Origin of the sequence: Arthrobacter sp. Edens01, assembly GCF_001307035.1 — a bacterium.
Lineage (GTDB): Bacteria > Actinomycetota > Actinomycetes > Actinomycetales > Micrococcaceae > Arthrobacter_B.
Window position 1 is genome coordinate 16547 of the sequence record NZ_LKIU01000002.1, and the last position, 13860, is coordinate 30406.

Below are 13860 nucleotides of genomic sequence, written 5' to 3' on the forward strand. Positions count from 1 at the left end.
GTAATCGACGAGGCTGGGCGCACAGGCCGGTGCCGCGCTGGCGGCACCGGCCGGCCAAAACCGCTGGGAGACACAGGAGTCTTAAATGAGCTGGCTGGACCGAGAACGCATCATTGCACCACCCGGATTCAACCGCTGGCTTATTCCTCCAGCCGCTTTGGCAGTGCACCTCTGCATCGGCCAGGCCTACGCCACGAGCGTCTACAAAACGGCACTGGTCCAGTACTTCGACGCAAGCCTCACCCAGATTGGCGTCATTTTCTCCGTCGCGATCGTGATGCTCGGTCTCTCGGCAGCAGTGATGGGAACCTGGGTGGACCGGAACGGGCCGCGCAAAGCCATGTTCGTGTCGGCGCTGTTCTGGTCCGGCGGGTTTATGGTCGGCGCCCTGGGCATCTTCACCGGGCAGCTCTGGCTGGTCTACATCGGCTATGGGTTCCTTGGCGGTATTGGCCTGGGCATCGGCTACATCTCTCCGGTCTCCACCCTGATCAAATGGTTCCCCGACCGTCCAGGCCTTGCCACCGGCATGGCAATCATGGGATTTGGCGGCGGTGCGCTGATCGCAAGTCCGCTGTCCTCTGCTCTCCTGGCCTTCTACGACCCGGATTCCGGAACCGACGGCTGGGTTGCCAGCGGCGATGCCGTCGGAAAGCTCTTTGTGACCCTCGGCATCGTTTACCTGGTCTATATGCTCTACGGGGCATGGACCATCCGCGTCCCCGCAGACGACTGGAAGCCCAAGGGGTTCGATCCCGCCACGGTGGCCAAAAAGCCGCTGGTAACCACAGCCAACGTCTCGGCGTCGAACGCCATCAAGACCCGCCAGTTCTGGCTTGTCTGGATTGTGCTCTTCTGCAACGTGACGGCCGGGATCGGCATCCTGGAACAGGCAGCGCCCATGATCCAGGACTTCTTCCGCCAGCCCGACGGCGCCTCCCTGGTTACCGCCGCAGTCGCGGGCGGCTTCGTGGGGCTGCTTTCGATCGGCAACATGGGAGGCCGGTTCGTCTGGTCTGCCACCTCTGACGTGATCGGCCGCAAACGGATCTACATGATCTACCTCGGTGCCGGAGCTGCGTGCTACGTGCTGCTGGCCCTGTTCGGATCATCGTCGACCATCCTCTACGTGCTCCTGGCGTTCATCATCCTCTCCTTCTACGGAGGAGGATTCGCCACGGTTCCGGCGTATCTGCGGGACCTCTTCGGAACGTTCCAGGTCGGTGCCATCCACGGCCGCCTGCTCACGGCATGGTCCGCTGCGGGCATCGCCGGCCCGCTGATCGTCAATTCATTCCTGGACGCACAGGGCACCCCCGGGGAGCTGACTGCACAGGCATACCAGCCTGCACTGCTGACCATGGTTGGCCTGCTGATCGTCGGGTTCATTGCCAACCTGCTGATCAAGCCCGTGGCTGAGAAGCACCACGAACCGGCCAAGACACCGGCACCGGGGCGAACGGCTGAAGCAGCGGACGCAACAGCAGCGGACGCAACAGCAGAGAAGGACCTCGATTCAACCCTTGAGGAAGGCACCCGATGAGCAACGTGAAACTGACTTTTAGCTGGCTGCTGGTGGGAATTCCACTGGCCTACGGTGTCTTCCAGACCCTGACGAAGGCGGCGGCACTCTTCGGCTGAGCGCGTTTCCCGGCATACCTGCTCCAGTCCACAGCCCCGCAGCCCGGTACTCGGCCTGCGGGGCTGTGTATTGAGCTGATCAATGCAAGGATTAAGGGGCAAATCCATCCACCCGTGCGGGCGGGATCTGCCGGTGCGGAGACAGGAGCATGCCATGAAGGCCCTTCAATACCGCAGCATTGGTGCAGCCCCGGAAGTCGTCGAAATCGATACCCCGGAGCCCGGACCGGGACAGGTGCGGCTCAAGGTTACTGCCGCGGGCGTCTGCCATTCGGATGAATACATCATGTCCCTGCCCGAAGGCGAGTACGTCTACGGACTGCCGCTGACGCTGGGCCACGAAGGCGCCGGCATTGTGGACAAAATCGGCGAAGGCGTGAAGTACATCGAAGAAGGCCAGTCGATGGCCGTCTACGGTCCGTGGGGCTGCGGGCTCTGCTACGAGTGCTCCTCCGGACGGGAAAACTACTGCCGGAACGCGGCCAAGTTCGGCATTGCCCCTCCCGGGTTGGGGGCACCCGGTTCCATGGCGGAATACATGATTGTTGACAGTGCCCGGCATCTGCTCCCTCTTGGGGATCTGGACCCGGTGAAGAACGTTTCCCTGACAGATGCGGGCCTGACGCCGTATCACGGCATCAAGGGCTCCCTGGAGAAGCTGCACTCCGGTGCCACCGCCGTCGTCATAGGGGTGGGAGGTCTGGGGCACGTGGCCATCCAGATCCTGCGTGCGCTCACCAGCGCCACGGTCGTGGCGCTGGACATTGACGAGGCAAAGCTGAACCTGGCCAGTGACGTCGGTGCCCAGTACACCTTCCCGTCCGAGGCCGGCGCCGCGACCATGATCAGCGACCTCACCAACGGCCTGGGCGTCGACGCCGTCTTCGACTTCGTAGCCAACCAGGCCACCCTTGACCTGGGCCAGGCAATGGTTCGCCACCAGGGCGACCATGTGCTGCTTGGTGCCGGAGCAGGCACCCTGAAGATGGGGCTGGTGTCGGGTGCGGCGTGGGATGTGTCAGTGCGCTCGCCCTACTGGGGATCGCGCACCGAGCTGTTCGAGGTCCTCGACCTTGCCCGGGGCGGGCACATCAACGTGCACACCGAAGTCTTTTCACTCGATGACGCACCGGCTGCCTACGAGAAGCTGAAGAACAACCAGCTGCTGGGCCGGGCCGTCGTCGTCCCCTAGCCGGAGGAGCTCACTTGATTTCAGCCGAGTCTGTCACTTCGGCGTCGGCGCCGTCGGTGTGGAGGAGGATGTTCCGACCCTCCTCCATATAGCGGTTCATTTCAGCAGTGGGAACCATTCCTCCTCCCGTTGTCCATACGATGTGGTTTGCCGCGGCCAAGCAGTCCTCGTCCAAGCCGAACGCTGCAAGGTAGGCGTCGTCCGAAAGAATCCGCCAGGGGTTGGTGAAACCGGCTGTGGCCGAGGGTTCCAGCGATATGTCCTCGGCGTCCTGCAGGAGGCTGACAAGCGATTTCATACGTTCGTCGCTGACCGTCACGTACCCGTCCACCAAGTCCTGCATGCGCTGTCCCACCAGACGAGAGGGCCTGCCGACGGCCAGTCCGTCAGCTGCTGTGCGGCCGTCGAGGCCGATGTCTTCCACGCAGATTTGGTCGTGCAGCCCGGACCTGACGCCCAGCGACATGGAGGGTGACCGCGTCGGTTCGGAAAAGACGCAATGGACGGCGTCTCCGAAGGCGAGCTTCAGCCCGAACGTTACCCCACCCGGCCCTCCTCCGACGCCACATGGCAAGTGCACGAACAGCGGATGGTTCGCGTCGACGGGCACCTCAAGGGCAGCCAGCTGGCCCGCGAGACGCGCCCCCGCTACCGCGTAGCCGGCGAACAACCCCAGAGAGTCCTCGTCATCAATAAAGTGCGTGTTAGGTGAGCTCGCGGTGGTTTCACGCGCCTCAATCAGAGCGGTCGAGAAATCTGCGTCGTGCTCGATGACATCCACTCCGCGGCTTCGGAGGAGTTCCTTCTTCCACTCGCGTGCATCCAGGGACATGTGCACTGTGGTGCGGAACCCTAGTTCCGAGGCGACAATACCAATGGACAGCCCCAGGTTGCCCGTGGAGGCAACAGTTATCCCCTGTGCTCCCAGTGTTTTCCGCACACCCGATGAGGTGAACACCTGGGCATATCCGTCTCGGTCCAACGGGAATGAGCCAGCGACGAGCTGCTCGGCGAGTTGAAGCACTTCATGGATGCCCCCACGGGCCTTGATCGAACCACTCACGGGAAGGATGTCATCGCGCTTGATCCAAAGTCGCCCCGGAAGGTCCCTCCCGAGCAGTGAGCTAAGAGCGCGCTGCGTTGATGGCGCTCCGACCAATGGCGACTCGATAACGCCGTACGCAGGACGGGTATCCGGAAAACGGTCCGCAAACCATGGTGCGAAACGCTGGAAGCGGGCGCGAGCGTCGGCGACGGTGGCCGGGGAGATCCCGGAACGCTCGATTCCGTCGGCCACCGGTATCGGCTGGCCACGGAACCAAGCGGTTTCTCCGCCCTGCGCTAGAGCAGCCACGACGGGATCGTTCAGGAGTTGCTGAAAGACAGGCAGCAGCTTCACGGTCATTGTTTCTCCAGCTTCCTCGGATGGATGGGCTCGCGTGCGAGCTTCAACGTCACGCGACATTTCACGCAGAACTGCGCCTTCGCTCGTTCACGCGTTCTGGTCCGTCGATTTGACCAGATGATTCCATCGGGGTGAAGGCTGGACCTAGGGGGCCAAGCCGAAGGCCCGGCCGTAGATTGCGCCATGGCAGGATGGCAGGGTCTGCGGGGAACGGGCCGGGGGCAAGCGCAACAATGATCTTGCCACCCATCCCGGCAAAATCGGCACGGAAATGGACGGAACTCTTCACCACGAGGAGCTGCTGCTTTTCCGGTGATACCCCTGCCGCGCGAAACTGATTGCGGTCCATTATCTGTGCCTTGTGGCTGTTGACGACGATCCGGACATTGCCGCGCCGCAGGAGGACTGAAGGTCCCACAGACAACTCGTTGCCGTTCATCATGGGGCCGTCAAAATGAATTTTTCCATCCGTGATTTCCTCGACATGAAAGATCTCACCAAACGGGCTGTCGCCGTCCACTTCAGACCCGGCAAACGAGGCAGTCACGGTTTCTCCCCGCCCGGCCGCGATGGCCGCTTGGACAATCTCCGGAGACCACATTGCCGCCAAGGCGCTGGAAGCTATGTTCCGCTGGACCAGTTGCCGCAGTAATCCGGTCGTCGTAGCATCCCCGCCAGCTCCGGGATTATCCTGCGTGTCTGCGATAACGACCGGCGTCTGCCCGTCTGCGATGGCCCGAACCGCCTCGTCCAGCGCCTGATCAGCCGGGAGCGCTTTCAAACGGAACTCGGGTTCAAGGTTGTGAATGGCCGCCGCAATGCCATCAACGGCCTGGGATAGCTGACCTTCATCTACGCCGTACCCGAAGACACAGGGCTGGCACTCCTCGACGTCGGCAGCAGGAAAAGCCATGGCGATGGACAAGACAGCACCGTGGTCCGGGGAATCCAGCAGCTCGTACACAAATCGTGCCGGCCCCTCAAGGGTGCTTCCAGATATCGTCGGGATGAGGAAATTGATGCGCTCCGCACGCATCGTCATGTCCTCTCCGGCGAGCATCCGGCGGAGCAGTGCCGCCGCAGAGCGGCCCGTCTCAGCCATGTCGACGTGTGGGTAGGTCCGGTAGGCCACCATGGCATTCGCCGTTTCCAGCATTAGGTCACTCACATTGGCATGGAGGTCCAAGCTGACAACGATCGGAGTGTCGGCGCCGACCACGCTCCGTACCCTACGCAGGATCTCACCGTCGCCGTCCGGATAGTCCTCGGAGACCATCGCCCCATGGAGATCGAGGTAGACAGCATCGGGTGTTTCCTGGGCGCACGCGTCCTCAATCATGCCGGTGATGCGTTCAAAGGTGGACGATTCGACAGGCCCCGATGGGGAAGCAGCACACCAGACCACGGGCAGCATCTCCCAAGCGGGATCCGCTGCCAAGACAAACCCGCCGAGCGGTATGTTGACCGAAGTGAGATTCAGCACGTCATTGCCGAGGTGCATTCCGGGAAACCCTTCGCCGTTACGGAAGTTCTCCCAGCGCGCCGGAGTTGGAGCGAAGGTGTTGGTCTCGTGCAGGAATCCTGCGATTAGTACTCGAGTCATTGGCTGACCTCCAGTTTTCTCTGGCGGAGCGCTGCCGGCAAAAGCAGCAGGGTGACGGCTGACAGAACGAGAAGGCCAACCATGGTTAGCAGGCCTCCCTGGGTGCTCCCGGTGGCCTCCCGCACGAATCCCATGAGGGTAGGGGCGACGAAGCCGCCAAGGATTCCAATCGTGTTGATGAAGGCGATCCCCCCTGCAGCGGCTGTACCACCGAAGTGCTGGCTGGGGACAGCCCAGAAAACTGTGTACGCGGCCCAGACAGCGCATACGGCGATACACAGGGCAATGAAGGAGACCATGAAGTTGGTGGCGGTGAAAGCGGCAACAGTTAGCCCGCCGGCAGCAATGAGGGCCGGGACTACCGCGTGCCATTTGCGTTCCTGAAGACGATCTGAACTGCGCGATAGGATGATCATCGTCGGTATGGTCAGTGCGTACGGAACCGCTGTCAGCAGACCGATGGAAAGTGTTCCTTCTACGCCGTTGTCCTGCAAGATGGTGGGAAGCCAGAAGCTAACGGCATAAATCCCGCACATGATGCCGAAATAGGCCACCGCCATGACATAGACGCTTGGCTCTTTTAGCGCGTCGATGAACCGGTGCGTGCTTTGTCCGGCGGTCGTCTGGCCGATGGCTTTGGCAACGAGCGCTTTCTCTGCCTCGTTCAACCATCCGGCCTGCTCCGGCCGGTCCGACACCCTCTTCCAGAAAAGGTATCCCAGCAGCACGCATGGGAGGCCCTGGATGAGGAACATCCACTGCCAGCCGGCTAATCCGCCAATGTTGTCCATAGCCGCAATAATTGCCGCGGAGACACCAGAGCCAAGAATGGACCCGATCGGGCCAGCCAGCATGTAGATACCCATAACGGCGGCCATGCGCCGGGCTGGGAACCAATAGGTCAGGTAGAGGATGATTCCGGGCGCGAACCCGGCCTCGAAGATTCCCAGCAGAATTCGTAGAACGTAGAACGTTGTTTCGTCCCGGACGAACATCATGGATGCCGACGTGATGCCCCACAAAACCATGATGCGAGTGATCGTTCGGCGCGCGCCCACCTTGTGCATCAGCATGTTGCTGGGGATTTCGAGGCAGGCGTAGGCGAGGAAGAACAAGCCCGCACCGATTCCGAAAACCACTTCGGTCAGTGCCGGAATGTCTTCCTGCATGTGGAGCTTCGCGAAACCAATGTTTACGCGGTCCAGGTAGGCGAACGTGTAACAGAGGAGAAGCAGCGGCAACAGACGTCTGTTGATCTTGCGGTAGACAGATTCCTCCGTGATGGCGGACTGGCTACCGTCGAGGCGTCCCTGGCGTGTGACTGGCATATTGCCTCCTGTGTAAGGGTGCTGCACAGTCTAGGATCCTGAAGAAGCCGATCGAGAAAATGAAGGATTCTTACCTATTCGAGCTAAAACTGTTGGAAAAGGTACCCAAAATAATCGAGGTAACGATGACAACGCTCGAAGTCCACGCAACGGATTTAGAGATCGTAGACGCGCTGCAGATCAATCCGAGGGCCAGCTGGGCGATGGTTGCCCGCGCTTTGGGTGTGTCTGAAGTGACCGTCGCGCGCCGCTGGAGAAGCCTCGAGGAACGAGGGCTGGCGTGGGCCTGTGTTGCTCTGCATCCGTCGACCTCGCAGGGAGCCTTCATTGAGGTGCGCTGCAACGCGAAACATCTAGAGCGGCTGATGATGTCGCTGGGTAGGCATCCTGATGTGATCACAGTCGGGCAGACGACAGGCGACTACAACCTGTTCTGCATTACGATCGCCACTGTTCTTGGCGATGTTCTGCGTTGTGTCCATGGCGGGCTCCCGGAGCTGCTGGACACCGCACAGATGAGGATCAGCCTTTTCAGGCAGATGACGGGCGGCGTGGACTGGCGCCAGGGCATCCTGTCTGTCTCAAATGAGAAACAGCTGCAGGAAGAACACCATTCAAGGCACCCGGAATCGGTCTCCCCCATATCAATTAGTGACCGGCAGCTGTTCCTACAGCTGGGTGTGGACGGCAGACAGTCGCCCGCGGAACTGGGACGGAGTCTGGGGCGAGCTGCCGGAACTGTTCGTCGGCGACTGGCAGAGCTCGAAGCACGAAACCAGGTCGTGTTCCGGTGCGACGTCGCTCGACCAGCCTTCGACCTGCCCTTGGGGATGCTGGTCTTGATGAAGGCGCCTCCACTAGAGGCCGAAGGCACAGCTCGCCTGCTGGGACGACGGCGGGAAACGCGGTTTTGTGCGTCAGTAATCGGCACAGCGAACATCATCCTGGTGGTCGGACTGCATGATCTGGCTGATGCTGAACGCGTCTTGGGAGAACTTTCGCAGGATCATCCTTCTGCAGAGGTGCTAGATCGAAGGGTAGTAACCAGGATGACCAAAATCTACGGGCGCATGCTGGACTCGGCAGGCCGATCCGTGGGAGTCGTGCCGGTGGACCCATGGATTCGCACTATGCGCCCCATGGGCGTGGCCGAAGACGGCACTGAACAGTCGATTTAGGGTTTATCCACCGGCCAGCAGTCCGCCGTCGAGTGTCAGCACCTGCCCGGTGACCCACGCGGCGTCGTTCGATGCCAGGAACGCTGCGCCCGCCGCGACGTCCTCCGGCGCGCCCAGCCGCCCAAGCGGATAGGCGGCGGCTGCCTTCTCCTCGCGTCCTTCATACAGGGCCTGAGAGAAACGGGTTTTCACCACGGCAGGGGCCAGGGCATTGACGCGGACTGCAGGTGCCAGCTCGACGGCGAGGGACCGGGTCAGCTGCTCGAGCGCGGCTTTGCTGATCCCGTAGAACGCGATGCCCTTGGCCGCGGTGCGTGCGCTGACGGAAGACATGTTGATCACTGATGCCCCGCCCCGGAGGAAACCCGCACCGGGATGCCTGCAGGCAGCCTGCACCCAGGCAAGGGCAGTGAGCACATTCGTCTCGAGGATCTTGCGTGCGGCATCCAGATCCAGGTCCAGCAACGGACCATAAACGGGGTTGGTGCCTGCGCAGTTCACCAGGACGTCCAGCGCACCGAACGCCTCAGCTGCCGCGTCAAGCACCGAACGCTGGTGCAGAGGGTCCGCGGCGTTGCCGGACACGGCAACAACCGTGCCCTCCGGAAAACCCGCGGCGGCCTCCTGCAGCGCCGCCTGATCCCGGCCCGTGATCAGTACCCGCGCCCCCTCAGCTACGAAACGGTGCGCGGTTGCCAGTCCAATGCCGCGGCTGGCGGCAGTGATGACGGCGGTCCTTCCGGCAAGGCGGTGCGGACCGGCCGCTGCGGGTGCCGGGTAGGTGCTCATGGGCGTCCCTTCGATTTCCATCCTGGCCGGACGGCCCGAGTCTGCGCTGGAGGCGTGCGGGTGTCAAGGCAGTTCCCCGCAAGTTGGCCGTGCAGGGAAAAAGGAACCATTGACCTTTATCGAGAACTTTCATTAGGGTATTGAACAATCGCGGCCCAACGGTTTTAGATGCCACCTTGGTGCCGTTTGGTACACCTTTTCTGGTCTGTCGAATATCCCAGATTGTGGGTTTGCAGGTCAGGAAACCGAGTCCCGGAAAGGTGACTAATGCCGCTTTACGCCTACCGGTGCAAGGACTGCGCTGACTTCGAAATCCAGGCGCCCATGGGTCAGGTCCGGGAGGCAGTGCCCTGCCCCGGATGCGGGGCTCCGGCGCGGCGGCGGTTCACGGCGCCCAACCTGTCCCGGTCCTCCTCCAGCGCCTACAGACTCATCGAAAGTACGGCGCGCACTGCGTCCGAACCTGCCGTCGTATCCTCGCCCGGTACGGGGCGCAGGTCTTCCGGCACGGGAATCACCCGGAATCCGCTCCACCAGAAACTTCCCCGCCCCGACTAAAAAGCGTGATCCAGTTTCCCCAAGGAGGAATGGTGCCAAAAAACCTGTTTCCACTCGATTCAGCCAGGAAATTCGAAGACCAGGAAAAGCTTGGCCACAATCGATGGCATCCCGAAATTCCTCCGGTAGCAACCGTAAAACCCGGAGAATCCTTTCGCGTTGACTGCCGTGAATGGTTCGACGGTGCCATTGTCAACGACGATTCCGCCGAAGACATCCTCAACGCCCCGCTCCTGACAGTGCACAAACTCAGTGGCCCCTTCGCCGTTGATGGGGCGAAGCCCGGAGACCTGCTGGTGGTGGACATCCTGGACGTGGGGCCGATTCCGCAGGAAGACTCCGGTCCGCTGGCGGGACAGGGGTGGGGGTACACCGGGATCTTCGCGAAGGAGAACGGCGGCGGCTTCCTCACGGACCAGTTCCCGGACGCCTACAAAGCAATCTGGGACTTCAACGGCCAGACAGCGACGTCGCGCCACGTCCCGGGCGTTTCCTTCACCGGTCTCATTCATCCCGGCTTAATGGGCACCGCGCCGTCGGCGGCATTGCTGGCGAAATGGAACAAGCGTGAAGGTGACCTCATCGCCACCGATCCGCACCGGGTGCCGCCGCTGGCGCTTCCACCGGAAGCCGAACATGCAGTGCTCGGCGGCCTGCCCAGGGACGATTGGGCCCGTGTGGGCGGCGAGGCTGCCCGCACCGCGCCTCCGAGGGAGAACGGCGGCAACCAGGACATCAAGAACCTCTCCAAGGGTTCCCGGATCTTCTACCCGGTCTTCGTGGACGGCGCCAACCTCTCGGTGGGGGACCTCCACTTCTCCCAGGGCGACGGTGAGATCACGTTCTGCGGCGCCATCGAGATGGGCGGCTTCATCGACCTGCGCGTGGACATCATCAAGGGCGGCATGGACACCTACGGCGTGCAGGAGAACGCCATCTTCATGCCCGGCAACGTGGAACCGCAGTTCAGCGAGTGGATCGCATTCTCCGGGACGTCAGTGACGCTCGACGGCGAGCAGCGCTACCTTGACTCCCACCTCTCCTACCAGCGGGCATGCCTGCACGCGATCGATTACCTGACCAAGTTTGGGTACAGCCCGGAGCAGGCCTACCTGCTGCTCGGTGCTGCGCCGATCGAGGGCCGGCTCTCCGGAGTGGTTGACATCCCGAACTCCTGCTCCACGGTCTACATTCCGACGTCGATCTTCGACTTCGATGTACGGCCGTCGGCAACGGGGCCGTTCCAGATCGATCCCGGTATCGGAGCTCCGCGCGCCTCGAACAGCTGACGGGTTGCCTGCCCCGGGAACAGTTCCGGGGTAGGCAGCCCCTGCTCGTCAGCGGTACTTGCGGTGGAGGTTCTCCTTGGGTTCTCCGTCAGACGCTGTCGTGGAAATCCACGGCCCGGTCCCCTCGGACTGGTCCAGCACCCCCTTCTCCAGCCAGGTGTACCGGCCGTCCAGGACCTTCTTCGACACCTTGTGGTCTACCGCATCGGAGTTGTTCCACAGCTCGGTGAACAGTGCATCCACCCGGACCTTCGACTGGGCGCAGAAGGCGTTGGCCAGTTCGTAGGCTGATGCGCCCTCCGCCGGATCCCTCCGCCGGATAGTCTCGGCCTTCATGCAGGATGCCGACATGGCAAAGAGCTCGGCGCCAATATCCACGATTCTGCCCAGGAAGGCCTGGTGCTGTTCCAGTCCGGCCTGCCAGCGGGCCATCCCGTAGAAGGTTGAGCGTGCCAATTTCCGGGAGGCACGCTCCGCGTAGCGCAGGTGCTTGGCCAGCGGACCAAACTCGGCGTACGACGTCGGGACGTTGCCCTGGCCGAAAGCGAGAGTTGGGAGCCACTTGCCGTAGAAGCCGCTCGCCTTCGCGCCGGCCCTCACCTTGCTGGCCATCGGAGCGTCAGCCACGGCCAGGTCTCCAGCTGCCTTCAGATGCGCATCCACTGCCTCGCGGGCAATCAGCAGGTGCATGATCTCTGTGGACCCCTCAAAGACCCGGTTGATGCGCAGGTCCCGCAGCTGCTGTTCGGCAGCGACGGCACGTTCCCCGCGGGCAGCCAGGGAAGCCGCTGTCTCAAAGCCGCGGCCGCCCCGGACCTGGACAAGTTCATCGGCAATGTTGTAGGCCATTTCGCTGGCCCACAGCTTCGCCAGCGCCGCCTCAATGCGGATGTCCTTGGTGCCGGCGTCTGCCATTTCCGCAGACAGCTCGAAGACTGATTCAAGCGCGAAAGCCGTAGCGGCAATAAAGGCGAGCTTCTTGCCCACAGCTTCATGGCGGCCGATCGGACGGCCCCACTGCTCCCGTGCTCCGGACCAGCCGCGGGCAATCTTCAGGGACCACTTTGCGCCGGCTGCGCACATTGCGGGAATGGACAGCCGTCCCGTGTTCAGCGTGGTCAGGGCAATTTTCAGTCCCTGGCCCTCGCGGCCCACCCGGTTCGCAGCCGGAACCCGGACGCCCTGCAGGCGGGTGACACCGTTTTCAATGCCGCGCAGGCCCATGAAGTTGTTACGGTTCTCCACGCTGATCCCGGGTGAGTCCATTTCAACGATGAAGGCGCTGATCCCGCCTTTTTGTCCGTCGTGCGGCGGAACCGCTGCCATCACCACCACCAGCTCAGCAATCACGCCGTTGGTGGTCCACAGCTTTACCCCGTCCAGCACGTACTCGCTGCCGTCTTCAGAAGGGACAGCGGTGGTGCGCATACGCGCGGGGTCTGAACCGACGTCGGGCTCCGTAAGCAGGAAGGCAGTGATGGCGCCGGCGGCGCAGCGGGGGAGGTACTCACGGCGCTGTTCCTCTGTGCCGAAGACCTTCACCGGTTCCGGCACCCCGATCGAGAGGTCGGCGGAAACCAGGGCTCCCAGGCTGGGGTGCACCGTCCCGAGAACCATCAGTGCCCTGCCGTAGTAGAGCAGCGACAGGCCGAGCCCGCCGTACTCCTGCGGAATCTTGATGCCAAAGACTCCGAGTTCGGCCAGGCCGGCCAGATACTCGTCGGGGATCACCCCGGTCCGCTCGATCAGCTGCCCGTCCATGGTCGAGCAGTATGCGGTCAAATCCGCCAGGAACTTTTCGGAGCGGGCCACCTCTTCGGGTGCGGGCGCCGGATGAGGGCGGATCAGTGAGAGATCGAAGTCCCCAAGATAGATTCCCTTGGCGAAGCTGGGCCGCTGTTCATCGGTTATTCGGGACGCCTCGGCGACCTCTCGGGCGTCTTTTTCACTGACTTTCCGTTCCCGGAGCCGCCGGACCGAATCGTCTTCGCCGGTGTTTTGGGCATCCTGCAGATTAGTGGAACTCATGTGTTTTCCCCTAGGTCAGGGCCGCTCCCCATGCAGCCTCCGCTGGCTGTGCCAGCCATGCTACGCGTTCCTACTGGCGGGTAAAGGGGTAGCTGAAGAACAGGTACCGGACAGTAGCTAATCCCGTCCGGCACCCCTGGCAGAGCCCGGGCTGCGAGCATGTAAGGTACCGGGCATGGCATGGATGGAAACTGAACGTCAGGCGATGGTCCGGACTCTGCACGGCACTGATCCGTCGGCACCCACGCTTTGTGCAGGCTGGACTGTGGCACGGCTGCTCGCACACCTGATTGTGCGTGAGGAACAGCCGTGGAAGATGGCTGGAGACGCAATCCGCCGGGACCGGCCGGGCCAGGAAACAAGCCTGAACCCCCTGGTGGCCGAGGCTGCGACGGAACAGGGATACCGCCGCCTGGTGGACCGGTTTGCCGCAGGCGGGCGCGGATTCTCCGTCATGCGCTTCAGCGGTGACGCCGCCAACCTGCTTGAGTTCGTTGTCCATCATGAGGACGTCCGGCGCGGAGCCGGAGAGCCTGCACCCCGGCAGCTTCCTCCGGGAGAGCTCGCTGAGATACGGCGGCGCCTGCCCCTTATGGCCCGTGTGGGTTACCGTCGCAGCCCGGTCGGTGTCCTGCTGGAGCTGCCCAGCGGCGAACAGGCACGCGTTCGGAGGGGTGACCGTCCGGTGACCATTCGGGGAGACGTGACGGAGCTGGCGCTCCACGCCATGGGCCGGCGCTCAGCCGCCCGCATTGATCTGTCCGGAGAGCCCGATTCACTGGAGCAATTCGAATCCTTCGCCGGGCGCTAAGCCGGACCCTGCTTGACAGGCACCCCCCAACTGCGGTT

12 protein-coding genes are annotated in these 13860 nt (G+C 62.6%); 7 read left to right on the forward strand and 5 right to left on the reverse strand.

Annotated features, from left to right (window positions below):
* Window positions 1–85: 85 nt before the first annotated feature.
* The 3 genes from AO716_RS00480 (at window position 86) to AO716_RS00485 (ending at window position 2833) form a co-directional block, all read left to right on the forward strand.
* Window positions 86–1543 carry an OFA family MFS transporter gene (locus AO716_RS00480; RefSeq protein ID WP_055239012.1) on the forward strand — a complete coding sequence of 486 codons (1458 nt, stop codon included), beginning with the start codon at window positions 86–88 and terminating at the stop codon, window positions 1541–1543.
* Window positions 1540–1641: an MFS transporter small subunit gene (locus tag AO716_RS17870; RefSeq protein ID WP_195840660.1), complete on the forward strand. Its 102-nt coding sequence runs from the start codon at window positions 1540–1542 to the stop codon at window positions 1639–1641. Before AO716_RS00480 ends, AO716_RS17870 begins: the two co-directional genes overlap by 4 nt.
* A gap of 154 nt (window positions 1642–1795) precedes the next feature.
* Window positions 1796–2833: an NAD(P)-dependent alcohol dehydrogenase gene (locus AO716_RS00485; protein WP_055239013.1), complete on the forward strand. Its 1038-nt coding sequence runs from the start codon at window positions 1796–1798 to the stop codon at window positions 2831–2833.
* A 10-nt stretch (window positions 2834–2843) separates the two neighbouring features.
* Here the strand turns inward: AO716_RS00485 and AO716_RS00490 are convergent, their stop codons facing one another.
* The 3 genes from AO716_RS00490 to AO716_RS00500 all read right to left on the reverse strand — a co-directional run bounded on the left by AO716_RS00490 (window position 2844) and on the right by AO716_RS00500 (window position 7169).
* Entirely contained in the window at window positions 2844–4238 is a 1395-nt protein-coding gene (locus AO716_RS00490; RefSeq protein ID WP_055239014.1) for a D-serine ammonia-lyase, read from the reverse strand.
* A gap of 61 nt (window positions 4239–4299) precedes the next feature.
* On the reverse strand, window positions 4300–5841 hold the full coding sequence (locus AO716_RS00495; RefSeq protein ID WP_055239015.1) for a M81 family metallopeptidase: 1542 nt from the start codon (window positions 5839–5841) through the stop codon (window positions 4300–4302).
* Entirely contained in the window at window positions 5838–7169 is a 1332-nt protein-coding gene (locus AO716_RS00500; RefSeq protein WP_055239016.1) for an MFS transporter, read from the reverse strand. Before AO716_RS00500 ends, AO716_RS00495 begins: the two co-directional genes overlap by 4 nt.
* Before the next feature lie 59 nt (window positions 7170–7228).
* On the opposite strand from AO716_RS00500, the gene AO716_RS00505 reads away from it, so the two are divergent.
* A complete protein-coding gene (locus AO716_RS00505; protein ID WP_055239017.1) occupies window positions 7229–8347 on the forward strand; it encodes an Lrp/AsnC family transcriptional regulator in 1119 nt (372 codons plus the stop codon).
* Between the two features lie 3 nt (window positions 8348–8350).
* On the opposite strand, the gene AO716_RS00510 is transcribed toward AO716_RS00505, so the two are convergent.
* Window positions 8351–9136 (reverse strand): SDR family oxidoreductase, encoded by a 786-nt coding sequence (locus AO716_RS00510; RefSeq protein ID WP_055239018.1) that lies wholly within the window; start codon window positions 9134–9136, stop codon window positions 8351–8353.
* Between the two features lie 267 nt (window positions 9137–9403).
* On the opposite strand from AO716_RS00510, the gene AO716_RS00515 reads away from it, so the two are divergent.
* Window positions 9404–9694, forward strand: coding sequence for an FmdB family zinc ribbon protein (locus tag AO716_RS00515; RefSeq protein WP_055239019.1), 291 nt, complete (start codon window positions 9404–9406; stop codon window positions 9692–9694).
* Window positions 9695–9726: 32 nt separating this feature from the next.
* Window positions 9727–10983 carry a formamidase gene (gene fmdA / locus AO716_RS00520; protein WP_055239702.1) on the forward strand — a complete coding sequence of 419 codons (1257 nt, stop codon included), beginning with the start codon at window positions 9727–9729 and terminating at the stop codon, window positions 10981–10983.
* Window positions 10984–11031: 48 nt separating this feature from the next.
* Here fmdA and AO716_RS00525 read toward each other — a convergent pair whose 3' ends face one another.
* Entirely contained in the window at window positions 11032–13011 is a 1980-nt protein-coding gene (locus AO716_RS00525; RefSeq protein WP_082413216.1) for an acyl-CoA dehydrogenase family protein, read from the reverse strand.
* A 175-nt stretch (window positions 13012–13186) separates the two neighbouring features.
* On the opposite strand from AO716_RS00525, the gene AO716_RS00530 reads away from it, so the two are divergent.
* Window positions 13187–13822: a TIGR03085 family metal-binding protein gene (locus tag AO716_RS00530; protein WP_055239020.1), complete on the forward strand. Its 636-nt coding sequence runs from the start codon at window positions 13187–13189 to the stop codon at window positions 13820–13822.
* The last annotated feature ends 38 nt before the right edge of the window (window positions 13823–13860 follow it).

Coding starts and splice junctions, on each gene's coding strand:
- AO716_RS00530 (WP_055239020.1), top strand. CDS start 13,187: ATGGCATGGATGGAAACTGAACGTCAGGCGATGGTCCGGACTCTGCAC.
- AO716_RS00525 (WP_082413216.1), bottom strand. CDS start 13,011: ATGAGTTCCACTAATCTGCAGGATGCCCAAAACACCGGCGAAGACGAT.
- AO716_RS00485 (WP_055239013.1), top strand. CDS start 1,796: ATGAAGGCCCTTCAATACCGCAGCATTGGTGCAGCCCCGGAAGTCGTC.
- AO716_RS00495 (WP_055239015.1), bottom strand. CDS start 5,841: ATGACTCGAGTACTAATCGCAGGATTCCTGCACGAGACCAACACCTTC.
- AO716_RS00490 (WP_055239014.1), bottom strand. CDS start 4,238: ATGACCGTGAAGCTGCTGCCTGTCTTTCAGCAACTCCTGAACGATCCC.
- AO716_RS00500 (WP_055239016.1), bottom strand. CDS start 7,169: ATGCCAGTCACACGCCAGGGACGCCTCGACGGTAGCCAGTCCGCCATC.
- AO716_RS00515 (WP_055239019.1), top strand. CDS start 9,404: ATGCCGCTTTACGCCTACCGGTGCAAGGACTGCGCTGACTTCGAAATC.
- AO716_RS00480 (WP_055239012.1), top strand. CDS start 86: ATGAGCTGGCTGGACCGAGAACGCATCATTGCACCACCCGGATTCAAC.
- AO716_RS17870 (WP_195840660.1), top strand. CDS start 1,540: ATGAGCAACGTGAAACTGACTTTTAGCTGGCTGCTGGTGGGAATTCCA.
- AO716_RS00510 (WP_055239018.1), bottom strand. CDS start 9,136: ATGAGCACCTACCCGGCACCCGCAGCGGCCGGTCCGCACCGCCTTGCC.
- AO716_RS00505 (WP_055239017.1), top strand. CDS start 7,229: ATGAAGGATTCTTACCTATTCGAGCTAAAACTGTTGGAAAAGGTACCC.